Origin of the sequence: Streptomyces sp. cf386 (assembly GCF_900103585.1) — a bacterium.
Classification (GTDB): Bacteria; Actinomycetota; Actinomycetes; order Streptomycetales; family Streptomycetaceae; genus Streptomyces.
The window spans coordinates 1-24,135 of sequence record NZ_FNHV01000020.1; the positions used below are offsets into that span (position 1 = coordinate 1).

Annotated in this window: 22 protein-coding genes; 11 read left to right on the top strand and 11 right to left on the bottom strand. The window is 71.7% G+C overall.

Annotated elements, in window-relative coordinates:
- Nucleotides 1-340 precede the first annotated feature (340 nt).
- The 5 genes from BLU79_RS37400 to BLU79_RS37420 all read left to right on the top strand — a co-directional run bounded on the left by BLU79_RS37400 (nt 341) and on the right by BLU79_RS37420 (nt 7,225).
- A complete protein-coding gene (locus BLU79_RS37400; RefSeq protein ID WP_093910464.1) occupies nt 341-2,650 on the top strand; it encodes an FdhF/YdeP family oxidoreductase in 2,310 nt (769 codons plus the stop codon).
- A 175-nt stretch (nt 2,651-2,825) separates the two neighbouring features.
- Nucleotides 2,826-4,016, top strand: coding sequence for a P-loop NTPase family protein (locus BLU79_RS37405; RefSeq protein WP_256333612.1), 1,191 nt, complete (start codon nt 2,826-2,828; stop codon nt 4,014-4,016).
- Nucleotides 4,017-4,018: 2 nt separating this feature from the next.
- Nucleotides 4,019-5,731 (top strand): ATP-binding cassette domain-containing protein, encoded by a 1,713-nt coding sequence (locus BLU79_RS37410; RefSeq protein ID WP_093910465.1) that lies wholly within the window; start codon nt 4,019-4,021, stop codon nt 5,729-5,731.
- A gap of 70 nt (nt 5,732-5,801) precedes the next feature.
- On the top strand, nt 5,802-6,950 hold the full coding sequence (gene solA / locus BLU79_RS37415; protein WP_093910466.1) for an N-methyl-L-tryptophan oxidase: 1,149 nt from the start codon (nt 5,802-5,804) through the stop codon (nt 6,948-6,950).
- A 98-nt stretch (nt 6,951-7,048) separates the two neighbouring features.
- A complete protein-coding gene (locus BLU79_RS37420) occupies nt 7,049-7,225 on the top strand; it encodes an RraA family protein (RefSeq protein ID WP_093910467.1) in 177 nt (58 codons plus the stop codon).
- A gap of 79 nt (nt 7,226-7,304) precedes the next feature.
- Here the strand turns inward: BLU79_RS37420 and BLU79_RS37425 are convergent, their stop codons facing one another.
- Nucleotides 7,305-8,315, bottom strand: coding sequence for a zinc-dependent alcohol dehydrogenase (locus BLU79_RS37425; RefSeq protein WP_093910468.1), 1,011 nt, complete (start codon nt 8,313-8,315; stop codon nt 7,305-7,307).
- Nucleotides 8,308-8,739 carry a tautomerase family protein gene (locus tag BLU79_RS37430; RefSeq protein ID WP_093910469.1) on the bottom strand — a complete coding sequence of 144 codons (432 nt, stop codon included), beginning with the start codon at nt 8,737-8,739 and terminating at the stop codon, nt 8,308-8,310. Before BLU79_RS37430 ends, BLU79_RS37425 begins: the two co-directional genes overlap by 8 nt.
- 104 nt (nt 8,740-8,843) lie before the next feature.
- Between BLU79_RS37430 and BLU79_RS37435 the strand changes: the two genes are divergently transcribed.
- On the top strand, nt 8,844-9,434 hold the full coding sequence (locus BLU79_RS37435; protein ID WP_093910470.1) for a TetR/AcrR family transcriptional regulator: 591 nt from the start codon (nt 8,844-8,846) through the stop codon (nt 9,432-9,434).
- Between the two features lie 101 nt (nt 9,435-9,535).
- On the opposite strand, the gene BLU79_RS37440 is transcribed toward BLU79_RS37435, so the two are convergent.
- The 9 genes from BLU79_RS37440 to BLU79_RS37480 all read right to left on the bottom strand — a co-directional run bounded on the left by BLU79_RS37440 (nt 9,536) and on the right by BLU79_RS37480 (nt 18,704).
- On the bottom strand, nt 9,536-10,063 hold the full coding sequence (locus BLU79_RS37440; RefSeq protein ID WP_177001334.1) for an NUDIX hydrolase family protein: 528 nt from the start codon (nt 10,061-10,063) through the stop codon (nt 9,536-9,538).
- Nucleotides 10,064-10,105: 42 nt separating this feature from the next.
- Complete coding sequence (locus tag BLU79_RS37445) at nt 10,106-11,311, bottom strand: amidohydrolase family protein (RefSeq protein ID WP_093910472.1); 1,206 nt, start codon at nt 11,309-11,311, stop codon at nt 10,106-10,108.
- A gap of 1 nt (nt 11,312) precedes the next feature.
- On the bottom strand, nt 11,313-12,716 hold the full coding sequence (locus tag BLU79_RS37450; RefSeq protein WP_093910473.1) for a glutamine synthetase family protein: 1,404 nt from the start codon (nt 12,714-12,716) through the stop codon (nt 11,313-11,315).
- 83 nt (nt 12,717-12,799) lie between these two features.
- Nucleotides 12,800-13,609 (bottom strand): SAM-dependent methyltransferase, encoded by an 810-nt coding sequence (locus BLU79_RS37455; RefSeq protein ID WP_093910474.1) that lies wholly within the window; start codon nt 13,607-13,609, stop codon nt 12,800-12,802.
- Between the two features lie 141 nt (nt 13,610-13,750).
- The gene (locus BLU79_RS37460) at nt 13,751-14,575 is read right to left on the bottom strand and encodes a hypothetical protein (RefSeq protein WP_093910475.1); all 825 of its coding nucleotides are present in this window, start codon (nt 14,573-14,575) and stop codon (nt 13,751-13,753) included.
- Nucleotides 14,576-14,685: 110 nt separating this feature from the next.
- Nucleotides 14,686-15,393, bottom strand: coding sequence for a response regulator transcription factor (locus tag BLU79_RS37465; RefSeq protein ID WP_093910476.1), 708 nt, complete (start codon nt 15,391-15,393; stop codon nt 14,686-14,688).
- 50 nt (nt 15,394-15,443) lie between these two features.
- Nucleotides 15,444-17,531 carry an FtsX-like permease family protein gene (locus BLU79_RS37470; protein ID WP_093910477.1) on the bottom strand — a complete coding sequence of 696 codons (2,088 nt, stop codon included), beginning with the start codon at nt 17,529-17,531 and terminating at the stop codon, nt 15,444-15,446.
- A gap of 98 nt (nt 17,532-17,629) precedes the next feature.
- Nucleotides 17,630-18,313: an ABC transporter ATP-binding protein gene (locus tag BLU79_RS37475; protein WP_093910478.1), complete on the bottom strand. Its 684-nt coding sequence runs from the start codon at nt 18,311-18,313 to the stop codon at nt 17,630-17,632.
- A 19-nt stretch (nt 18,314-18,332) separates the two neighbouring features.
- Nucleotides 18,333-18,704 carry a DUF4333 domain-containing protein gene (locus BLU79_RS37480; RefSeq protein ID WP_093910479.1) on the bottom strand — a complete coding sequence of 124 codons (372 nt, stop codon included), beginning with the start codon at nt 18,702-18,704 and terminating at the stop codon, nt 18,333-18,335.
- A gap of 150 nt (nt 18,705-18,854) precedes the next feature.
- Between BLU79_RS37480 and BLU79_RS37485 the strand changes: the two genes are divergently transcribed.
- The 5 genes from BLU79_RS37485 (at nt 18,855) to BLU79_RS37505 (ending at nt 24,123) form a co-directional block, all read left to right on the top strand.
- Nucleotides 18,855-20,036: a sensor histidine kinase gene (locus BLU79_RS37485; protein ID WP_093910602.1), complete on the top strand. Its 1,182-nt coding sequence runs from the start codon at nt 18,855-18,857 to the stop codon at nt 20,034-20,036.
- 96 nt (nt 20,037-20,132) lie between these two features.
- Complete coding sequence (locus tag BLU79_RS37490; protein WP_093910480.1) at nt 20,133-20,783, top strand: helix-turn-helix domain-containing protein; 651 nt, start codon at nt 20,133-20,135, stop codon at nt 20,781-20,783.
- Between the two features lie 45 nt (nt 20,784-20,828).
- Nucleotides 20,829-22,178, top strand: a complete 1,350-nt coding sequence (locus BLU79_RS37495) for a M24 family metallopeptidase (RefSeq protein WP_093910603.1) — start codon at nt 20,829-20,831, stop codon at nt 22,176-22,178.
- A complete protein-coding gene (locus BLU79_RS37500) occupies nt 22,178-23,155 on the top strand; it encodes a thiamine pyrophosphate-dependent dehydrogenase E1 component subunit alpha (RefSeq protein ID WP_093910481.1) in 978 nt (325 codons plus the stop codon). Before BLU79_RS37495 ends, BLU79_RS37500 begins: the two co-directional genes overlap by 1 nt.
- Nucleotides 23,143-24,123, top strand: a complete 981-nt coding sequence (locus BLU79_RS37505) for an alpha-ketoacid dehydrogenase subunit beta (protein WP_093910482.1) — start codon at nt 23,143-23,145, stop codon at nt 24,121-24,123. The genes BLU79_RS37500 and BLU79_RS37505 overlap by 13 nt, the downstream gene beginning before the upstream one ends.
- Nucleotides 24,124-24,135: the final 12 nt, after the last annotated feature.

Sequence of the window (24,135 nt, forward strand, 5' to 3'; positions counted from 1 at the left end):
GGCGATCATCTCCAGGGTGGACTGCTGGCGCTCCAGCTCGGCGTCGAGCGCGGCGGCGACGGCCGGGTCGAGCTCATGCAGGGGCGTGTTCAGAACGGTCATCCGCGGCTTCCTCGGGTTGGGGTGCGGGTGCGGCGGTGCTCTGCGTCTCGAAGGCTGTCTCGAATAGCGCAACCTGCTTCTACATATGCAACATGCTTTCCGCTCGGCTCCGAGGTTGTCAAGGGGGCGGCGTCTTGACAGAACGCCACCGGGCGGGGTTCCTTGGATGCGTTGCGTATCGTGAGATGTCGATCGCATTATGCAACTCAAGGCTTCCATCGTCCCGCGGAGCGCATCGATGACCCGCAAAGCCCCTGCCGAGGACCCCGGCGACGCCCGACTGCGGGTGGGCCCGCCGAAGGACCACGCCGCCGGGCTGCCGGCGGTCACCTCCTCGCTGCGCCACGCGAACGCCCAGATGGGCGCCCGCCGCAGCCTCCTCACGCTGCTCCAGGTCAACCAGAAGGACGGCTTCGACTGTCCCGGCTGCGCCTGGCCCGAACCGGAACACCGGCACCGTGCAGAGTTCTGCGAGAACGGCGCCAAGGCGGTGGCCGAGGAGGCCACGGTGCGCCGGGTGACCCCGGAGTTCTTCGCCGAGCACGGTCTGGCCGAACTCGCCGGGCGCAGTGACTACTGGCTCGGACAGCAGGGGCGCCTCACCAGTCCCCTGTACCGGCCGGCGGGCAGCGATCACTACTGCGCGATCTCGTGGGAGGACGCGTTCGGGATCGTCGCCCGCGAGCTCGCCGCGCTCGACCATCCCGACCAGGCCGCCTTCTACACCTCCGGCCGGGCGAGCAACGAGGCCGCCTTCCTCTATCAGCTGTTCGTCCGGCTCCTGGGCACCAACAACCTGCCGGACTGCTCCAACATGTGCCACGAGTCGAGTGGTTCGGCGCTGGTCGAGACGATCGGCATCGGCAAGGGCAGCGTCCGCCTGGAGGACCTTTACGAGGCCGACCTGATCCTCGTCGTCGGCCAGAACCCCGGCACCAACCACCCGCGGATGCTCTCCGCCCTGGAGCGCGCCAAGCGGCGCGGCGCCCGTGTCATCGCCGTCAACCCGCTGCCCGAGGCCGGTCTGCTCCGGTTCAAGAACCCCCAGCGGCCGTCCGGCGTGGTCGGCGGCGGTACCCAACTGGCCGATCTCTTCCTGCAGATCAGGCTGGGCGGCGACCAGGCGCTGTTCCAGGCGTTCAACCGGCTGCTGCTGGAAGCGGAGGACGACGCGCCCGGCACCGTCCTCGACACCGGCTTCATCACCGCCCACACCCTCGGCTTCGAGGAGTTCGCCGAGCTCGCCCGCAAGACCGCCTGGGAGGACGTCCTGGCGGCCACCGGGCTGTCCGAGGACGAGATCAGGGCCGCGTTCCGAGAGGTGCTCGCCGCCGAGCGGATCGTCGTCTGCTGGGCGATGGGTCTCACCCAGCACCGCCATTCCGTCCCGACCATCCGCGACGTCGTCAACTTCCTTCTCCTGCGCGGCGACATCGGCCGCCCCGGCGCCGGACTGTGCCCGGTGCGCGGCCACTCCAACGTGCAGGGCGACCGGACCATGGGCATCCACGAGAAGCCGGGCGAGGACTTCCTCGACGCGCTCGGCGCCGAGTTCGGCTTCGCACCACCACGGCACCACGGCCACGACGCGGTCGACACCATCCGCGCCATGCGCGACGGCCGGGTGAAGGTCTTCGTCGGGCTGGGCGGCAACTTCGTCGCCGCCGCCCCCGACACCGAGCTGACGGAGCGGGCGCTGCGCGGCTGCCGGCTCACCGTGCAGATCTCCACCAAGCTGAACCGATCCCACGCGGTCACCGGAGAACAGGCGCTCGTCCTGCCCTGCCTGGGCCGCACCGAGGCCGACCTGAGGCCCTCCGGGCCCCAACTGGTGACGGTCGAGGACTCGATGGGCCTGGTGCACCTCTCGCGCGGACGGCTCGCCCCCGCCTCCGACCATCTCCTCAGCGAGGTGGCGATCATCTGCGGGATGGCCCGGGCCGCTCTCGGACCCGACGACTCCCGGGTGCCCTGGGAGGACTTCGCGGCCGACTACGACCACATCCGCGACCGCATCGCCCGCGTGATCCCCGGCTTCGAGGAGTTCAACGCCCGAGTACGGCAGCCGGGCGGTTTCGCGCTGCCCCACCCGCCGCGCGATGAGCGCCGCTTCACCACCGCCACCGGCCGGGCCAACTTCACCGTGAACCCACTGGAGTTCCCGCGGGTGCCGGAAGGCCGGCTGCTGCTGCAGACACTGCGGTCGCACGACCAGTACAACACCACGATCTACGGGCTGGACGACCGCTATCGCGGCATCCACCAGGGGCGCCGTGTGCTGTTCGTGCACCGGGACGACCTCGCCGCCCGTGGCCTCGCCGACGGCGACCTCGTCGACATCGTCAGCGAGTACGAGGACGGCGTGGAGCGCAGGGCGCCGGCCTTCCGCACGGTCGCCTTCCCGACGCCCCGCGGCTGCTGCGCGGCGTACTTCCCGGAGACCAACGTCCTGGTGCCCCTGGACTCGACGGCGGCCATCAGCAACACCCCCACCTCCAAGTCCGTCGTGGTCCGGCTGGAACCGGCGGCCGGGCTGACGGGGGAGTAGGGCCTGTCTCCTCGGCCGGCGGCGGAGCCGAACCTCGACCGGCAGTGGAGCCGAACAGAGGCGGGCTGTCGTCCGTTCGGAGTTCCGGATTGCTCCTGATGACGCATCGGAATGCGCACTCTGCGAGCGCGTCGGATGCTGGTGCTCCGCGGGACGTCGGGCTAAGGAGAAATCCATGCAGAGCGTGCGGTTCAATTCTTGCGGCAATGAGGTGGCGAAGGTTTCCTACACCGCTCGCCGTCTTGTCGAGCTGGGCTACGGAGACATAGGAACACTCGGCCTGAGCGTGCCGGATGAGCCTCCACGGGCAGGTGACCTGGTGTTGTGCCGGGTGACGGAAGTCGGCCAGCACAGATTCCTCGGGCAGGTACACGGAAAGCGGAATCGGCTGTTCGTCGGAGACACGATCGTGGTCGCCTTTGGCGCCCGCTATGCCCCCGACCAATTCGAGGCGGAGGTGCCCGACGACTTCGGACCTTGTGACCTGGTCGCCGGAGGCGGCATAGCGGGGCGGGTCGTGTCCTCCCACTCCAGAATGAAATCCCCCACCCGGTTGCAGCCCTTGGGCCTGGTGACCGACGAGCACGGCGACGTCATCAACCTCGCCCGCCTGGCCCGGCCCGTGGTGCCGGTCCTCGCTCCGCGACCGCGCACCATCGCCGTACTCGGCACCTCGATGAACGCGGGCAAGACGACCGTGGCCGCCGCCCTCATCCGTGGCCTCAGCCTGGCCGGCCGCCGGGTCGGCGCGGCAAAGGTGACCGGCACCGGCGCGCCCGGGGATCCGACGCTGATGGCCGACGCGGGCGCGGCGCGGGTCATCGATTTCACCGACCTGGGTTTCCCCACCACCTACCAGCAGCCGATGCCCCAGGTGATCCGCATTCTGCGCAGCGCGATCACGGATCTGACGAGTCACCAGGCAGATGCCATTGTGCTGGAGGTCGCGGACGGCCTCCTGCAACGGGAGACGGCGGCTCTGATGCGGACACCGGAGTTCCGCACCGGCGTGGACAGCATCGTGTTCGCGGCCGGTGAGTCGGTCAGCGCGGTGGCGGGAGTACGGCAGCTGCGTGAGGAGGGACTTCCCGTCGTGGCCCTGAGCGGGGTGCTGACGTCCTCTCCGCTGTCCATGGCCGAAGCGCTGACCGTCGTGGACGTCCCGGTGTACAAGGCGGCCGCCCTGTCCGACCCGTCCGTCGCCGAGCAACTGCTCGCGGGCGCCGTCGCAGGCAGGGGCGCCGCGGGAGACGGCACCACGAGGCTGGAGGAGGCCGGCCGGCTGACGGAACACAGCGGGGTACCGCAGGAACGCAGCCGACTGGCGGACTACAGCGGTCCCCTGACGGCCGAAACAGTGGCGTGACCATGACCCGACGGCGGCGCGTCCGGATGCCGCACACCCTCGGCGGTGTGCGGCGCCGGCTGATGCTGCTGTTGGTGCTCGCGGGTTTCGGGCAGGCGGTCTGTGTGATCGCCTTCGCCCTGCTGGTGCATGGCGCGGCCTACCGCGTCACGCACGGCGGGGGCATCACGTCCGGAAACGACCGCAGCGCCATCTACACGCATGTCGCCGGTTATTCGCCCACCACGCTGGCCGTCGGACTCGTCACGTCGGCCTGCGCGACCGTGCTGCTCAAGGCGGCGGGCGAACCGCTGGCGGAACGGCTGGCCCAGAGTTACGTACACAGCGTCAGAATGCGTCTCTTCGACCACGTCGCCCGAAGCGAGGCGGGGGGGCCGTTCCGGCGCACGGTCGGCGTGACCGTGCTCCGCTTCACCGGTGACGCTTCCGCCCTGCGGCTGTGGATGAGCAAGGGTGTGGCACCGATTCTGGTGGACGGGGTGTTCGTGGCGTGCGCGCTGGTCGTCCTGGCCGTCACCGTGCCGGGCATCGGCGCGCTCTCCGCGGTGCTGGTCCTCCTCGCCGCCGTGGCCGTCGCCCTGTTCGGACGACGGCTGGGCGACCGCGTGCGCGACACCAGACGGCACAACGGCAGGCTCGCCGCCTTCGTCAACGAGCGGGTCACCCACACCGCCGTCATCCAGTCCCTCGGACGGGTCGCGCAGGAGCGCCGGGTCATGCGGCGGCACAGCCGGGAGTACGGTCGCGCGATGGTGCGCCAAGCGCGGCTCACCGGAGCGATGTCGGCGACGGCCGAGGCGTGCGGCATCGGGATCCTGCTGATCGTGGTCACGGTGGGCCTGATGGCGGGCACCACCTGGGAGACCCTCGCTTCGCTGCTCACGGTGGCGAACTTCCTCGGCGGGCCCCTGATATCGCTGGTCCGTGTACAGGAGCACTGGCAGCGGTCGCGCGTCGCACGGCGGCGCATCGCCGAGGTCCTCGCGGCACCGGCTCCGCTGGGCGGACCACGCAGAGCCGAGCCGCTCGCGAACGGACCCGGGCAGCTGGAACTCGCGGAGCTGCGCGTGGACGGCGTCCTGGAGGCGTCGGCCGTCGCCCGGCCCGGGCAGCGGATCGTGCTGCAGGGACCCCCGGGCGCGGGAAAGTCACTGCTGCTTCGCCTGATCGCGCGGCTGCAGAAACCGGACTCCGGCGCCGTACTGCTCGACGGCCAGGACCTGGCGCGGCACGACCCCGAATCGGTACGGCGGGTGATCAGGCTGACCAGCCCCGAACTGCCGTTGCTCCGCGGGAGCGTGGGCAAGAACCTGCGGCACGGTGAACCACCGGACGCCGCCGAGGGGGCGGACGAGGACCACATCGAGGCCCTGGCCGAGCTGCTGCCCGACGGTCTGCGCACCCGGGTGGGCGAGAACGGGCACGGCCTGTCCATGGCCGTGCGCTACCAGGTGGCGATGGTCCGGGCGCTGCGCAGCGGGCCCAGGGTTCTGCTGCTGGACGACGCCCCACCGGAGGAGGCGCTCACCTCCGGCCTGGTGGAGCGCCTGTTCGAGCAGTATCCGGGCACGGTCATCTACGTCACCGACGAGCCCAAGCTCGCCGCGCGCGCGGATGTGCTCTGGCGCATCGACGACGGCAGACTGACGGTCCATGAGCCGGCGCGGCAGACCGACGAGCCCGTGCGGCCGGGCATGGAGAAGGAAATGGATTAGCACTCCCGTGTGACTTCGTGGGAAAAGGGCAGGCGGACGAGCCGAACCCACGACACCAGGAGATGGACACATGCCCCCTTCGTACGACGTGATCGTCGTCGGCCTCGGCGGAATGGGCAGCGCGGCCGCCTACCATCTCGCCGCACGCGGCCGGCGTGTGCTGGGGCTGGAGCGCTTCGGCCCGGTCCACAACCTCGGCTCCAGCCACGGCGGCTCCCGCATCTACCGGCAGGCCTACTTCGAGGACCCCGCCTATGTGCCGCTGCTGCTCCGCGCGCACGAACTGTGGAAGAAACTGGCCACCGACTCCGGCCGCGAGGTCTTCACCGAGACCGGCGGCCTGCTGATCGGCCGCGAGGACAGCCTGGCCTTCGCCGGAACCCTGGACAGCGCCCGGCAGTGGGGCCTGGACCACGAGGTCCTGGACGCGGGCGACATCCGGCGCCGCTTCCCCACCTTCACCCCGGCCGCCGAGGAAGTCGCCTTCTACGAGCGCAGGGCCGGCGTGGCCCGGCCCGAGGCCACGGTCGGCGCCCATCTGGACCTCGCCCGCGCGCACGGCGCCGAGCTGCACTTCGCGGAACGCGTGCTCGCCTGGGAGGCCGACGGCCCGGGCGCCAAGGTACGGGTGGCCACCGACCTCGGCACCTACACCGCCGACCGGCTGGTCGTCGCCCCCGGCGCCTGGGCGCCGAAGCTGCTGTCCGACCTAGGGGTGAACGTGACGGTGGAACGCCAGGTCATGTACTGGTTCCAGCCCGAGGGCGGCACCGGTCCGTTCACCGCGGACCGGCACCCCGTCTATATCTGGGAGGACCCGGACGGCACCCAGATCTACGGTTTCCCCGCCCTCGACGGCCCGCAGGGCGGTGCCAAGGTCGCCTTCTTCCGCAAGGGAGGCACCACCGACCCGGACGCCCTCGACCGCCGGATCCACCCGGAGGAGATCGAGACGATCGCCGAGTATCTGCGCCCGCGCATCCCCACCCTTCCCGGCCGCTTCCTCAAGGGCGCGGCCTGCATGTACTGCAGCACCCCCGACGAGAACTTCGTCCTGGCCCTGCATCCCGAGCACCCGAACGTCACGGTCGCCTGCGGCTTCTCCGGACACGGCTTCAAGTTCGTGCCGGTGATCGGCGAGATCCTCGCCGACCTGGCCATCGAAGGAACGACCGACCATCCCATCGCCCTCTTCGACCCCCGCCGAGTGCGAGCCTGAGGTCCCGGCGAAGTGACCGTGCGGATCAGGCCGTTGCCGGGTACAGCAGACAGTCCTCCGGCCTGATCAGCAGGCTGATCTCCGTGCCGTCGTGACGATTGGCCGGCGTACCCGTCGGCGTGCAGGCCCTCGGTACCAACCCGCGCAAGAGCGGCAAGGCCGGCAAGGGCGAGGTCGACGTCCCGGTGACCCTCGGCGGCGTCACTTTCCGCCCCGGCGACATCCTGCATGCCGACGAGGACGGCGCGGTGCTGCTGCAGGCGTCCGCCTGGTGACGCGGCGGGGAATGCGCGCGGGCCCTGCGGATCTGTGAGGTCTCGCCGCCCGCGCGCGGTGCGTCGTCGGGATTCTCGGTCAGCCCTCCCCGCGCACGAAGACGGGCTTGAGGTGCTTTTCGGGCAGGGCGTCCGGGAGTTGCTCCCAGTCGATGACATGGGAGACGACCCGACGGGGGTCGACCTCGCCGGAGCGGGCGAGTTCGAGGGCGTCGGGGATGTGGCCCCGGACATTGTCGCGGGCGATGCGCAGCGTGACGCCGGTGAGGTACATGTCGAGCAGCGGCAGTTCGCCGGGGCGGAAGTGGTTGCCGGCGGACTCGCAGATGCCTTCCGGGGCAAGGGACTTGACGGCCAGGGCGAGCTGCTCGACGCGACCCGTGGCCTCGACGGCGATGTCGAAGCCGTGCCGGACGGGCTCCAGTGCCTCGGCGGTGGCGGCGCCGAAGCCGCGGGCGAGCTCGCGGTGCGCGGGGTCGGGATCGACGTACAGCACCTCGGAGGCGCCGAGCGCGCGGGCGATGTCGCATACGTACAGGCCGATGCTGCCGCGGGCGACGACCAGGACGCGGGCGCCGGGCCTGTTCCTCAGGTGGGGGGCGACCAGACGCCAGGACAGTGACCAGTTGTCGCTGGCCGACGCCATGGCGACGGGGTCCAGATCGCCGGGCAGCGGCACCAGCATGGCGTCCGCCCACGGCACGCGGACCAGGTCGGAGAAGAGCCCGCCCCAGCTGCCGCCGATCGGCGCGCCATACATCGCCATGTGCGGTACGGCCGTGCAGTGCGCGGTCAGTCCGGCGCGACAGTGGTCGCAGATGCCGCAGTTGATGGACCAGGGGACCACCACCAGATCACCCGGCGCCACGGTGGTGACGGCGTCGCCGGTCTCCACGACCCGGGCCACGCACTCGTGCCCGAGGGCGAAGGGCGGATCAATGAAGCCGTGCCCCGCCAGGATCGCTGAGTCGACGTCGCAGGAGGTCGCCGTGACCGGGGCGACGATCGCCTCCTGGTCCGACCGGAGCTTCGGATCGGGCGCCTCACGCCATTCGACCGTGTGCCGGGCGACGTAGGTCAGTTCACGCATCGGTCGGCTGCCCCTTCGCCAGCGCCACGAGGTCGGCGTACCGGATGACCGATCCGCCCGCGCCCCAGGTGCCGTCGGCCTGCTCGTGCACCAGCACCCACACCCGCAGGGCATCGGCCTGGGAGAGTCCGGCGGCGTCGAGCACGGTCCTGGTGGCCTCCTCGACCAGACCGGCCTTGCGCCGCTCGGAGAGCGCGCCCTGCGGCACCGTCACCTCCACGAGGAACCGGGGCGCGTCGTCCTCGGCGGTCGTCTGCGCCCCATCGGGCAGTTCGACGAGATAGCTCCACGCCTGGGCGCGGAAGAACGCGGTGTCGGGCGCGCCCTCCCAGCGCAGCAGTACGGCGGCCAGGTCCCGCTGGACGGTCCTGCGGCCCTCCTCGGTCAGGGAACCTGACGGGACGGTGAGCCGGATCATCGGCATGACTGAAGTCTCCCCTCGTGCGCTGGGCCCGCCTATAACACTCGTTATAAGAGAAGGTCAGGCTAGAGTATGACGAGTGTTATAGTCAGAGGGGAGTTTCGGTCTTGGCCAAATCCAGCGCGCCGTCACGTGACCGCATCGTGGCCGGTGCGGCCGACCTGATCAGCAGGCGCGGTCTGAACGCCGCGAGCATCCGGGAGGTCGCCAAGCACGCGAAGGCGCCGCTCGGCTCGACTTATCACTACTTCCCCGACGGCAAGCAGCAACTGGCCACCGAGGCCGTGCGGTACGCGGGCACGGCGGTCGCCGGCATCCTGCGCAAGGAGCTGGACGTCGGGCCGGTCGCCGGCCTGCGCGCCTTCCTGGCCCTGTGGCGCGGCATCGTCGTCGAGAGCGACTTCCGCGCCGGCTGCCCGGTGCTGGCCGTGTCCGTCGAGGAGCCCCCGGCCGACGAGATCCCGCCGGCTCTCCTCGCCGCCGCCGAGGCCTTCCTGGAGTGGGAGCGGCTACTCGTCGAGACGCTGTGCGCGCACGGGGCCGACCCCGATCAGGCCCCTGGGCTGGCGGCCCTGATCGTGGCATCCGTCGAGGGCGCGATCGCCATGAGCCGCGCCGAGCGGAGCATGCGGGCGCTGGACCGGGTTGCGGAGCAGCTCGAAGTGCTGATTGTGGGGGCGGTGGGGCGTTCGGCCTGAGGGGAGGGGAGAGAGGGGGGTGCGGGGTGAGGCGGTTGCCGACGTGGGGCGTACGTGACGACCGCCGAGGCGTCCCCGGTGGCGATTTCCTGGTCGGACGGTCAGATCACGCAGCCCACATGCGCCAGCGCCTGCTTCAGCAGCACCCCGTGTCCACCCGGCATCTCGCTCTGCACCGCCGGGGACAGCGCCTCCTGCGGGCTGAACCACACCAGGTCGAGGGCGTCCTGGCGGGGGCGGCAGTCGCCGCTGACCGGGACGACGTAGGCGAGGGAGACCGCGTGCTGGCGTGGGTCGTGGTACGCCGTGACGCCCTGCGTCGGGAAGTACTCCGCGACGGTGAACGGCTGCAGGGAGGTCGGGACGCGGGGGAGCGCCACCGGGCCGAGGTCCTTCTCCAGATGGCGCAGCAGGGCGTCGCGGACTCGCTCGTGGTGCAGTACGCGGCCGGAGACCAGGGTCCGGCTGACCGTACCGTCCGGTCCGATGCGCAGCAGGAGGCCGATGCTGGTGACCTCTCCGCTGTCGTCGATGCGCACGGGCACGGCCTCGACGTACAGGATCGGCATGCGGGCGCGTGCCATCTCCAGCTCGTCGGGGGACAGCCAGCCGGGCGTGGTTTCGGTCATGTCAGACATTGCTTGATCATACTTTCCGGGAATTGCGAACGCTCAGTCGCGGGGCTGACGGGATTCGGGAGCGGGAGCGGGAGCGGGAGCGGGAGAGGGAGGGGAAGGGGCGGGTTCGGGGGCGGGCAGTCCATAGAGGCGGCGGGCGTTGTCGCCGGCCGTCCACGCCGCGATCCGCAGCGCGTCCGGCAGGCTCAGTTCGTCGGCGTCCACCCGGTCCTGGAGCAGGTCGCCCAGGCCGCGGCGGAACGCCAGTGCGCCGAGCCGGTAGAACTCGGCCAGACCATACGCGTCCGAGCTGTACAGCAGCTTGCGGAACGGGGTGATCTCCAGGGCCTCGGCCAGGATCGCCCGGGACCGGGCCGGGCCGACGTGGTGCAGGGTGAGGCCCACGTCCAGGTACACCTGCTCGAACACCGCCGCCAGATAGGCGGCCTGGCGCTGGTACGGCCAGCAGTGCAGCAGCAGGACGGGGATGGTGCCCTTGGTGAGGTGCAGCCAGTCCGTCAGGTGGGTGGGGTCCACCCGGTGCAGCCGGATGTCGTTGTCGCCGAACCCGGTGTGCAACTGGAGCGGCAGTCCCAGGTCCACCGCCGTCCACAGCAGGTGCCGTACCAGGACCGGATCGGCCAGCCGGCCGCCCTCCGCCAGCCAGCGCCGGGCCGCCGCGGTGACGAGCACGTCCGCCGGGCGCGCCGGGTCCAGGTCGAAGCCCGTGCGATACGCGGCGACCGACTTCACGGCCACCACGCCCGGACGTCGTACGGCCTCCTCGACGGCCGTGCGGAAGGCGGTGGCATACGCGTCCGGCTCGACCCCCTCCGCCGCCACCGCTTCGGCGACCGCTTCCAGCCGTACGACTTCGTACGCAGCCCCGTCGGCGGTCTCCGCCAGTTCCCCCGGTGTGGTGAGGGGGTGCGGGGTGTACCCGGTGTCGACGCAGAACACCTCGGTTCCGGCGGCGGCGAGCAACCGGCGGTTCACCTCGCGTGCGCCGAGTTCCGCGCGCCGGGACAGGTAGGCGTCGGCGGGGGCGTGGCGCGGCAGATCGAGCAGGGGTGCGCAGTGGCGGCGTACGGCCACGCCCGCCGGGGTGTCGAAGGGCGAGATGCCGGGCCAGGGCTCGCCCTCGGTGAGCAGGGACTCGAAGCCCTCGCGGTCCAGGTCGGCGGTGACCACCCCGTGGCAGTGATGGTCCACCAGCGGCAGCGCCGCGAGCGCCTCGTGGACCGGGCCGGTGGCGCTCATCTCAGTACTTCCACCGGTACGCCGCTGCCACTTGATCGTCGTTCAGCCCGGCGACGGCATCGAGCTCGCCTTCTCGTACGGCGATCACGGCGTCGGTGAGGACCGGGCCCAGCGCGGTCCGCAACGGCTCGTCCGCACGGAAGTGTCTGACGGCCTCACGCAGCGATACCGGTAGCCGGCGGACGCCCCTGGCTGCCGCGACCTGCGCAGCGAGGTGCGCCGGATCGCCGGTGATCTCCTCGGGCAACCGCGCGCCCGAGGTCAGTCCGTCCAGCCCGGCGGCGATCAGACAGCCGAGGGCGAGATACGGGTTGGCGGCCAGGTCCACCGGCTTGACCTCCAGGTTGGCGGCCTGGTCGCGGTGGCCCGCCGTGCCGGTGACGACGCGCAGCCCCGCCTCCCGCGTCTCCCGGCCCCACGCGGTGAACACCCCGGCCCACTGCGAGGGTTTGAGCCGCAGATAGCTGGCCGGGCTCGGCGCGGTGACCGCCGTGAGGGCGGGGAGGTGGGTGAGGACGCCGGCCGCGAAGGCCTCGGCCTCGGGCCGCATACCGTGGCGGCGATCCCCGCCCGCGTGCAGGTTGACGCCGTCGCGCCACGCGGAGAGGTGGACATGGCCGCCGTTGCCGACGCCCTGTCCGAGGACCGCCGGGGCGAAGGACACCGCGAGCCCGTGGCGCTGCGCCACCGCGCGGATCGTCTGGCGTACCAGCACGCTGCGGTCGGCCGCCGCCACCGGATCGAGCGCGCTCACCGACAGCTCGAACTGCCCGGCCGCGTACTCGGGATGGAGCTGGTCGACCTCCACCCCCTGCCGCGCGAGCGCCGCCAGCAGTTCGGCCATGCAGTCGCTCAACTGGACCTGGCGGGTGGCGCCGTACGCCGGTCCCGTGACCGCCGGTACGAACTCGCCGTCGGCGCCGGGTGGTTGGGCGAAAGCCCACTCGATCTCGATGCTCGCCCTGAAGGTGACGCCGTGCCGCTCGGCGGCCTCCTGGACCGTCCGCCGCAGGAAGGTGCGGCCGCATCCGGGATGCCGCCCGCCCTCCTGGGTGATCCGGTCGACCGGCGCCCACGCCCAGCCGGGCTGCCCGGCCAGCTCCACCAGCTGGTCCAGGTCGGGGTAGAGACGCAGATCGCCGTCCGGGGAGCCGAGGACGTCGGTGGTGACGATGGAGTCGTTCGCGAGGAACGTGTCAAACACCGGTGACATCCCGATGCCCCAGGCCGCCGCTGAGGCGAGCTTCGCCGTCGGGACCGCCTTCACCCGGCCGATGCCCGCCGTGTCGACGTACGCCAGGACGATCCCGTGCACGCCCCGCCCGGACAGCTCGCCGCTCAGCGCGGTGGCCCGCTCGACGTCCCCGGGACGCCCTCCCGGTACGGGGTCGGCAAGGGTGGTCATACGGTCTCCTCGACGAGCTCGGCCGGTCCGTGCCGGTGCTGTCCGCGCCGGTTCGGTCCGGGTCGCGCGGTCCCTGCTGGGCGTCAGGGTTTCACGGCCACCGCGCCGTACTGCGGCACCGCAGCGGGAGAGTCGGCGGCGCGCCACTGCGAGCAGGACACCATCCCCGGTTCCAGCAGCTCAAGACCCTCGAAGAACGCGGCGATGTCGGCGCCGCTGCGGGCCGTGATCGGCGGCGTGGCGTTCTCGTTCCAGAACTTCATCGCCGGGATCTGACCCTCGCCGCCGAGTTCGGAGTCGAAGGTCGGGTGCGTCAGCACCAGCAGGCTTCCGGAGGGGACCGCGGCCAGGACGCGCCGCACGATGTCGCGGGCCTTGTCGTAGTCCAGCACGAAGTTGAGGATGCCCAGCATCATCACCGCGACCGGCTCGGTGAAGTCCAGGGTCTGCCCGGCGCGCTCGACGATGGCGTCCGGGTCGTGCACATCGGCGTCGATGTAGGCGGTGACGCCCTCGCGGGTGCCGGTCAGCAGCGTGCGGGCGTGCACGAGCACGATCGGGTCGTTGTCGACGTACACGATGCGTGAGTCGGGCGCGACGAGCTGGGCGATCTCGTGAGTGTTCTCCGCCGTCGGCAGCCCGGTACCGATGTCCAGGAACTGCCGTATGCCGCGCTCCTCGGCCACGAACCGCACTGCCCGGCCGAGGAACTCGCGGTCCGCGCGGGCGATGTCCCGGATGATCGGGAACATGCCGGCGACCTGCTCGCCGACCTGCTGGTCGACCTCGTAGTTGTCCTTGCCGCCGATCCAGTAGTTCCACACGCGCGCGTTGTGCGCCACACCGGTGTTCAGCTTCGCCGACCCGCCCGCCGGGGTGTGGCCATCGCTCACGACTTGTTCCTCTCCTCGCACGCATGCACGACCGAAACCGGCCATCGCCGCCATTGTGCCGCTCCGTTGATCACGTTGTCCCGGGAATCGGCAGAGCCGGTACGGCCGTTGGCATGCGGAGGGAGAGCTGCCGCGGAACCGTTACTCGATCTCGCTGGGAGTCGCGGCCGGCGACTTCCCGGCCAGGACGTCCTGGAGGCGCTGGGTGCCCAGCTTCACCGCCTGCTCGACGGAGTCGTGCTCGTCCCCGTCGAGGCCGCCCGCCGTGACGGTGATCGCGTCGTTGCCGACCCGTACGGCGGCGACGTCCAGGGTGAGCGTGGCCTCCTCGCCGTCGGTCGTGCCCTGCACCGTCACCCGCAGGCCCTGCCGGGCGTCGCCCACCTTCGGCAGCGAGGTCTCGATCACCTGGACGGTGCGCTCCTCGCCGTTCTCGGTCATCGTGAACTGGTCGCACTCGTCCGGCAACTTCGCCATCCAGTTCAAGGAGTCCTGCGGGTCGCTCCGGTCGTAGGAGGCGACCTGGTACAGCAGCCGCGAGTTGTCCTGCGTGAAGCCGCGCAGCGCATTGGCTCCCGACGGCTTGCCCAGCAGATCGTCGTCGTAGAGCGAGTCCATGAGCTGCTGGCAGTCGGCGGCGTCGGCCTTGGCGGTGAGGAAGTCGGAGACGTCGACCGTGCCGACGAGCAGGGAGTCGTGCCAGTTCTCGGCCTCGGTGTCCTTGACCTGCGTCCAGTCGTCCTCGATGTCCGCCGCGGTGATCAGCGCCGTCTCCGCGCCTGACTCGGTGAGGGTGGCCGTGGGCGAGGGCGTCGGCTGCTTCCTGGCGGCGGGGGACGCGGTGACGCCCGAGTCCCGTGCCCCGTCCTTGTCGCCGTCGTCCGAGCAGGCGGCGGTGGTCAGCAGTGCGCCCGCCGTCAGGGCCGAGGAGAGAACGCGGGCGAGCCGGGACGTACGACGGATCATCGGGAGTGCCTCCTGAGAACGAGACGCGTGCCCTCAGCGCACCACCGCGGCTGATGGCCCACCAGCGGCGCCGGACCGTTCGAGTGAGCCCCGCCCGCAGTGCCGCCGCCTCACCCGCCGGGCTGCGCGTGCCCGTTCTGCCAGGCCCAGGCCGCGATCTCGACGCGGTTCCGTGCCGCCAGTTTGAGCTGGACGCTGGACAGGTGCGTCTTGACCGTGGACAGGGAGACATACAGCTCGGCGGCGATCTCGGCGTTCGTGCGGCCGAGGGCGACCAGGCGGACGACGTCGAGTTCGCGGTCGGTGAGCGGCTCGGTGAGCGCCGCGGGCTTCACCGGGGCGACGACGGGGGTGGGCTCGGACTGCGGGGCGGTGACGTGCTTGAGCAGGCGGACCGTGACCGACGGCGAGACCAGCGAGTCGCCGGCCGCGGCGGCGCGGACCGCCTCCGCGAGGAGGGCGGGCCCCGAGTCCTTCAGCAGAAACCCGCACGCGCCGCCGCGCAGCGCCCCGTAGACGTACTCGTCGAGGTCGAACGTGGTCACCACGACCACCCGCATCGGGTCGGCCACATCGGGCCCCGCCAGCAGCCGGGTCGCCTCCAGCCCGTCCAGCTTCGGCATCCGGATGTCCAGCAGGCAGACGTCCGGCCGCTCCCGCCGGGCCAGCGCCACCGCCTCCTCGCCGTCGGCGGCCTCGGCGACGACGGTGATGTCGGGCTGGGCGTCGAGGAAGAAGCGGAAGCCGGTGCGGACCATCTCCTGGTCGTCGGCGATGAGGACGCGGATGGGCGCCCCGGACGGGGGTGGGGTGGTCATGGCTCGATCATGCCGCAGCGACGCGGCCCCCGAGTGACTGCCGTCCACGGTCAGTCCGCCGTCTGTGCGGGATCGGCCGTGACCTTGCGCAGCAGCGGTCTGCTGCCGCTGATCGCCGCGAACATGGCCAGCGCGCCGATGACCACGCAGGCGGCCAGTTGCAGGGCGCCGGCGGTGTTGATGGTGGCGTCGAAGGCCTGGTTGAGCCGGTAGGAGCCGTAGACGCCCATCGCGGTGGTGCCGCCGGCCAGCACGACCAGCGGGAGGACAGTCTCGCGGATCCGGGCCCGGTCCAGCACCTTCAGCGGAGTTCCGGCCAGCCGCAGCAGCCCGTACACCCGGCGCCGGTCCAGGACGTTCGCGGCGGCGGTCAGACCGGCGGAGGCGGTCGCGACCATGAAACTCAACGCCAGGGTGGCGGTACTGACGTCGGAGAAGCGGGCGATGGCCGTACGGTCGTTGGCCTGCGCGTAGTCCTGGGTGTACAGCGGCGTGCCCGACGCGGCGGGTGCGACGGCGGTGACGGCGGAGTCGATCCGCGCGGAGTCACCGGACGCGCCGGACGCGCCGGATCCACCGGATGTTCCGGATCCGGCGGAAGCCCCGGATCCTTCCGAAGATCCTTCGGTGACCCGGACGATCACGCCCGGCTCGCCGCCCAGCAGATTGTCGTAGTCGTCCTTCTTGCCGACGGTGACGGTGGCGTCGACGCCCGCGCGGTCGAGCAGCGTTCGGGCCTCGCTGGCGGTGTGCCGGGCGTGGGCCGTGGTCGTGGTGGCGATCGCGACCTGGTCGCGGTACTGCGAGGTCTCGGCCCCCAGTTGGCTGACCGCGAAGAACCCGGCCGCGAACCCGGCGAGCACCAGGCCGCTGACGGTGCGCCAGGCGCCCCGCGGGTCGTCACTGAGCCGGCGCGCGGCCAGCAGGGTCGCGGGGCGGCGGGCGAAGCGGCCCGCGAGCCTGCCCAGCCGGTCGACGGCCCACGGCCCGAACAGCCAGAACGTGCCGTAGAAGAGCAGGAGCAGGGCGAGCGCCGTGCGGTTCGACATACCGCCCCCGGAGAACTGCATGATCACGAGCAGCGCCGCCGCGAACAGCGCGAGCCGGATCCAGCGGGTGCGGCGCGGGTTCGCCTGCTGGGCGACCCCCAGCGGCGAGGTCGCCACCTGGCGCAGCATCGTCACCGCGCTGAGCGTGAGGAGCGCGGTGACCCCCGCCACCACGGCCGCGAACCAGGGCAGGCCCACCCACAGCTGGCTCGGGTACCAGGCCCCGATGCCGTACGGCACCTCCGCCAGGGCGGGCAGCGACGCCACGTAGGCGAGCGCCCCCGTCAGCGCCCCGGCCGCGCCGACCGCTGCGGCCTCGACGCCGGTCATGGCGAGGATCTGGCGCGGCGTCGCCCCTGCCAACCGCAGTGCGGCGAGCCGCTGTTCGCGCCGGGCCGCGCCGAGCCGTCCGGCGGCGGAGGAGAGCACGACGACGGGCATCGCCAGCAGCACCACACCCAGCAGCGCACCGCCCTGGTCCATGGAGGTGAACAGGCTCGCCTTGCCGCCGGCGAACCCGGAGATGTCGGCGCGCGCCGCCTGCTCCAGGTCGAACCAGGTGGCACCGCCCGCCGCCGCCTTGGAGACGGCCGGGTCACCAGGAGTCCGCCCGATCACGGCCACGAGCTCGTCGGGGGAGGCGAGCCCGGCGGCGCCGAGCGTGCCGTACGCCGTCACCTTCGGGAAGCGGTCGGCCAGTTGGCCCGCCGGCAGCTTCCGCATCAGCTCGGCGAGGGCGGGGGAGACGTACACCTCGCCCTTCTTCGGGAACGCGCTCAGCCCGGGCGGGGCCGGGGTCGCCTTGCGGCCGGGAAGCTGGGCCAGCGACACGACGGTGACGGGTTCATGGCGGACGTACGTCGTGGCGAGCGCCTGGACGGCGGTGGCCTGCTGGGCCGAGACGGCGTCGGGGGTGCGCCAGGCCGTGCGGTCGGCGCGGACCTCCGAGCCGAGAGTGGCGGCGATCATCACCAGCATCACGAACGCGCCGACGGCGGCGGCACCGGCCGCGAGCAGTTGGCTCTGCAGGCCGTGGCGGCCGGCGGACCTGGCGAGATGCCAGGTCAGGGGCAGGACGGGGGAACGCATGGGCAGGTCTCCGGGAGTGGCTGCGCGGTCGAGCGACCGTGAACTGGCTGGGTCGATTGCGCGGTCGGTCGACCGTGAACCGGCTGTCGATGGCGCGGTCAGGCGACCGTGTACTGGCTGTAGTTGCTGATCCGGCCGTCGCGGACCTGGAGGATCCGGTCGCAGTGGGCGGCGACGTCGGCGTCATGGGTGACCATCACCAGGGCGGCTCCGGAGGCACGCGTGACCGAGGTCAGCAGCCGGACCACCTCCTCGCTGGTGCGCTGGTCCAGGGCGCCGGTGGGCTCGTCGGCGAAGACCACGTCCGGTTCGGCGACCAACGCGCGGGCAATGGCGACGCGCTGGGCCTGGCCGCCGGAGAGCTGTCCGGGGCGGCGCTGTTCCAGTCCCTCCAGGCCCAGCGGCGCGAACCAGCGGCGCGCCCGGGCGACGGCCTGTCTGCGCGGCATGCCCTCCAGCATCAGCGGCAGCGCGACGTTCTCCTCGGCGGGCAGCTCCGGCAGCAACTGACCGAACTGGAACACGAACCCGAATCGTTTGCGGCGCAGGTCGCTCAGCTTGTTCTCGCTCAGCCTGTCGACGCGCTCGCCACGCAACAGCACCTCGCCGCCGTCCGGACGGATGATCCCGGCGAGGGTGTGCAACAGGGTCGACTTGCCGGACCCCGACGGGCCCATGATCGCCAGCGAGTCGCGCTCGCGGACCTCCACGTCCACGCCCGCCAGGGCCGTGGTGGAGCCGTACTTCTTGACCAGGCCGTATCCGGCCAGGACGGTGCTCATGGTGTGTCGTCGCCCCTTCTCAGCGCTCGAACTTCCAGGTGACGCTCTTGGCGTCGGCCTTGGTCACACGGACGGGTATGCGGACGACCTCGCCGTCGTTATTCCTGCCGGTGCAGGTGATGGAGGCTCCGGCCACGGCCTTGAGACCGGTCGGGCAGGTGACGCCGGAGAGCTGCGCGCCGACCCAGGGCAGCGGGTGGTACTTGCTCTCGGTGCGGGCCGCGACGATGTTCGCCGCGAGCGCCCGGTGGCCGTCCACCGATGCCGTGCTGTGCCCGTCGAGGCCGGTCGTCGACTCCGTTCCGGCGAACAGATACGTGCCGAGGCCGCCCAGCGCGACCACGGCGGTCGCGCCGCCGACGATGCCGACGAGGAACTTGTTGCGCTGCATCGGGTGCTCCAGATGTCCGTGGTGAGGATGCGTCACCACCCTCGCCCGCGAGCCCGGGCACGCGCCTCGGCCATAAGGCCGGAGCCGGCGACGCTCCCCTCGGCCGAACGGCCGATACCGCCCCGCGCGGCCTCGCCTACCGTGATCGGCATGAAGTCTGCTTCTCCCCGGGGCTGCGCCCATGGCTTCGCCGTCGGGCTCCTGCTCGCCGCCTGTGTTGTCGACGTCCTCTACGCGGGGTCCGACGGGACGAGCGTCCTGCCGACGGCGAGCCCCGTCTGGCCGACCCTGGCCGTCCTGCTGGTGGGCCTGGCCGCCGTGCTGTGGCCGGACGGGCGACGGCCCGAATGGCTCACACCGCAGGTGCGCACCGCCGTGCCCGCCCTCGCCTCGGCCCTGTACACGGCGGGCTCGCTGCTGGCCGGGGCGGAGAACATGTTCGGTCCCGGCGAGGCCGTGATCCTGCTGTGCCTGCTGTTCATCGCGGTACGGCACTGCCCGCCGCGCTGGGCCGTGATCTGCGGCGTCCTCGACGCGGTCGCCCTGCTCCTGCTGCCGGTGCGGTACACCCGGTCCGTGGCCGGGGACGCGCAGGCCTTCATGCTGGTCGGCCTGGTCCTGATCGGCATCTTCGCCGGACTCGCCGTCTACCTGCGCACCATGGACTACCGGCGGACGCTCGCCGTCAGCGAGACCCGGCGCGCAGAACGCGTAGCCATCGCCGCCGACCTGCACGACTTCGTCGCCCACCATGTCACCGGGATCCTCGTGCAGACCCAAATGGCCCGGATGATGGCGCAGACCCAGCCGCAGGAGCTCGACCCGGTGCTGTCCGGCATAGAGCGCGCCGCCACCGAGGCCCTCGCCTCGATGCGCCGCACCGTCGGTGTGCTGCGCGACACCGGGGACGAGGCGGCCGACCGCCGCCCGGTCGGTGACCTGGCGGGCATCGCCGAACTGACTGACGGCTTCGCGAGCCCGGTCCAGCAGGTCACCCTGCGCCGTGACGCCGCCGTCTCCGACGATCTGCCCCACGAGGTGCAGGCCGCGGCCTTCCGGGTCGTCCAGGAGGCGCTGACCAACATCCGCCGCCACGCGGCCGACGCCTCGCACATCGAGGTCCGCCTGCGGGACGACGCCGGTCGTCTGGAGGTGTCGGTGGCCGACGACGGCCGGGGCGGCACCCAGCTCCCGGCGGCCGCCCACGGCGGCGGCTTCGGCCTCGTCGGGCTGAAGGAGCGGGTGACCGCACTGGGCGGCGAACTGCACGCCGGGCCGCGGGGCGGGGCGGGGTGGGAGGTGCGGGCGGAGTTTCCGGTGGGGAAGTCCTGAGGGCCGTGGTACTGCGCCGCCCTGCGCAGCCCTTCTATTGTTCAATGAGAGCGAACATGCCCTGGTCCCTGTCCGGCCTGCCGAGAGGAGCCGCCCATGCCCCCCGCCGCCGTGCCGCCCGTCGGTGCGCGCATCCGGCAGGCGCGCCTCGAACGCGGGACGAGCCTACGGGCGCTCGCCCGTGAGATCGGCATGTCGGCGAGCCTCGTCTCGCAGATCGAGAACGGCAAGAGCCAGCCCTCGGTCAGCACCCTGTACGCCATCACGACCGCCCTCGGCATCTCCGTCGAGCCCCTCTTCGACGCGGGCGAGTCCGCATTCGTGTCCCCGGCGACGACGGCATCCGGCACGCCCCCCGGCACCGTCGTGCACGCACTGGCCGCCTTCGCCGCCGACCCCGGCCGCCGCATCGGCCCGCTGGTGACGCCGGGCGAGCGGGAGGTGCTGGAGCTGGACTCGGGTGTCGCATGGGAGCGTCTCGGCCATGTCCCCGGCACCGACGTGGACTTCCTGCTGGTGACGTACCGGCCCGGCGGCGCCTCCTCCAGCTCAGGCGGCCTCATGCGCCACACGGGCACCGAGTACGGCTATCTGACCTCGGGCGAACTGATCCTCACCCTCGGTTTCTACGAGCACACACTGCGCCCCGGCGACGCGGTCTGCTTCGAGTCGACGACGCCGCACCGCTACCGCAATGATGGTGCTGTACCGGCCGTGGGTGTGTGGTGCGTGTTCAGTGGCACTTGACACTCGCGGCGCACGGACGTTCACTCCGAGGTGGGGGTGGTCGCCATGGCGATCCGCACATTCGGACCCAATGCCGTTGACTGGGAAGAGCGCGTCGACCTGGACCGGCTGCGCAGACAGCGGCTGGCCCGCCTCAACGAGACCCTGAACCGCTCCGAGCTGGGCGCGGTGCTCAGCTTCGACTTCGCCAACATCCGCTACATGACCGCCACGCACATCGGCACCTGGGCGATGGACAAGCTGATCCGCTTCGCCCTGCTGGTGCGCGGCGCCGAACCGATCGTCTGGGACTTCGGCTCCGCCGCCCGCCACCACCAGCTCTACAACCCGTGGCTCGACTACAGCGACGGCAAGGAAGGCCCGCCCACCGGCGCCCGCGCCGGTATCTCCACACTCCGCGGCGCTTTCCACCCCGACGCGGGCATCGCCGAGGACGTCGCCGCGAAGATCGCCGGAGAACTGCGCGCCCACGGCCTGGCCGGCGAGCCGCTCGGCATCGACGTCGCCGAGATGCCGATCCTCACCGCGCTGCGCGCCGAGGGCATCGAGGTGGTCGACGGCCAGCAGGTCTTCCTGGAGGCCCGCCGCATCAAGACGCCGGACGAGATCTCCCTGCTCACCCAGGCCTGCGCGATGGTGGACGCCGCATACGAGGAGCTATACGGCTATCTGCGCCCCGGCGTACGCGAGAACGAGTGCGTCGGCGTGGTCAGCAAGGTGCTGTACGACCTCGGCAGCGAGTACGTCGAAGGCGTCAACGCGATCTCCGGAGAGCGCTGTTCACCTCACCCGCACGTCTACAGCGACCGTCTGATCCGCCCCGGCGACCCCGCCTTCTTCGACATCCTGCACAGCCACCTCGGCTACCGCACCTGCTACTACCGCACCTTCGCCGTCGGCAGCGCCTCCCGCGCCCAGCGCGACGCCTACGTCCGCTGCCGCGAGTACATGGACCGGGCCATCGACCTCGTCCGCCCCGGCGCCACCACCGCCGACATCGTCCAGGTCTGGCCGCGCGCCGAGGAGTTCGGCTTCTCCGACGAGACGGCCGCCTTCGCGTTGCAGTACGGCCATGGCGTCGGCCTGTCGATCTGGGAGAAGCCGATCTTCAGCCGGCTGGTCTCCCTGGACCACCCCGAAGTCCTCGAAGAGGGCATGGTGTTCGCCCTGGAGACCTACTGGCCCGCGGCCGACGGCTGGTCCGCCGCCCGTATCGAGGAGGAACTGGTCGTCACCGCCGACGGCTGCGAGGTCATCACCAAGTTCCCGGCGGAGGAACTGCTGGTGGCGGGCCGCAAGTACTGGACGGTCGGCGGCGAGCTCAACACCCGGCGCGAATCGCAGTCCCACCTCAACACATCCCGCAACCCCCCGCGCGACAACGGGGCACGCTGATGGAACCGGCCGAACTCCTCGCCGCCTACGAGCAGATGACCGTCATCCGCCGTACGGAGCAGGCCGCCCACGACCTGTTCCTCCAGGGCCTGGTCAAGGGCACCACCCACCTGGCCGCCGGACACGAGGCCATCGCCGTCGGGGCGAGCGCCGCCCTGCGCCCCGACGACTACGTCTTCGCCACCTACCGCGGCCACCACCACGCGATGGCCCGGGGCGCCACCCCGCAGGAGTGCCTCGCCGAACTCATGAGCCGGGCAACGGGGTTGTGCAAGGCCAAGGGCGGCTCCATGCACCTGACCAAGGCGTCCACCGGCATGCTCGGCTCCTACGCCATCGTCGGCGCCCACCTCCCGATGGCGGCCGGCGCCGCCTGGTCGGCCAAGCTGCGCGGCACCGACCAGATCGCGGTCGCCTTCTTCGGCGACGGGGCCACCAACATCGGTGCCTTCCACGAGGCGCTCAACCTGGCCGCCGTATGGAAGCTGCCGGTGCTGTTCGTCTGCGAGAACAACCTGTACATGGAGTACACGCCGATCGCCGACGTCACGGCCGTGGCCCGGCCCGCGGCCGACCGGGCGCCCTCGTACGGCATCCCGGGCGAGGTCGTGGACGGCAATGACGTGGTCGCCGTCGAGGAGGCGGTGGCCCGCCTCGCGGCGCGGGCCCGGGCAGGAGACGGGCCCGCACTGCTGGAGGCGCAGACCTACCGCCACTTCGGACACAGCCGCGCCGACCCGGCGACCTACCGTCCGGCCGAGGAGGTCGAACGCTGGCTGAAGCACGACCCGTTGGACCTGGCGCGTGGGCGGCTGACCGAGTCGGGGGTGCCCGAGGCCGTGGTCGACGAGGCGGACGAGCGGGCAACCACCCTCGTGCGGAAGGCCGTTGAGGCCGCGAAGGCCGCGCCGCCGCCCGATCCGGACGAGGCGATGACCGACGTATGGGCGGACGGAGGTGCGGCGTGGCGGACGTGATCAGCTACCGGGACGCGGTCGCCGAGGGTATCGCGCGGGAGATGCGGCGCGATGCGTCCGTCGTGTGTCTGGGCGAGGACATCGGCGAGGCCGGTGGCGTGTTCAAGACGACCGTCGGGCTGTTCAAGGAGTTCGGGCCCGGGCGGGTGTGGGACACGCCCATCTCCGAACAGGCCATCGTGGGGGCCGCGATGGGTGCCGCGATGACCGGGATGCGGCCGGTCGCCGAGATCATGTTCTCCGACTTCCTGGCCTGTTGCTGGGACTACCTCGCCAACGAGATCCCGAAGGTGCGGTACATGACGGGCGGTCAGGTCACCGTCCCGCTCGTGGTGCGCACCGCCAACGGCGGCGGGCTCGGCTTCGGCGCCCAGCACTCGCAGGCCACCGAGAACTGGGCGTTCACGATCCCCGGGCTGAAGATCGCCGCTCCGGCGACCCCCGCCGACGTGATCGGCATGATGGCGGCGGCGATCCGCAGCGACGACCCGGTCGTCTTCTTCGAACACAAGGGGCTCCTCGCCTCCAAGGGCGCGCCTCCGCCTGCGGACCACGTCGTCGAGCTGGGCCGTGCCGCCGTCGTCCGCGAGGGCGCCGACGTCACTCTCGTCGCGCTCGCCTCGATGGTGCCCGTGGCGCTCAAGGCCGCCGAGCTGCTGTCCGGCGAGGGCATCGAGGCGGAGGTCGTCGACCTGCGCTGCCTGGTGCCGCTGGACGTCACCGCCGTGCTGGCCTCGCTCGCGCGGACCTCGCGGCTCGTCACCGTCGAGGAGAACCCGTACCAGGGCGGCTGGGGCGCCACGCTCGTCTCCGTCGTCGCCGACGAGGGGTTCGCTCTGCTGGACGCGCCCATCAGGCGGGTGGCGGGGGAGTGTGTCCCGCTGCCGTTCGCCGACGCGCTGGAGGAGCGCGTGATCCCCACCGTCGACAAGGTCGTGGCGGCCGTACGTGGACTCGCCGCCTACTGAACACCCCATGGG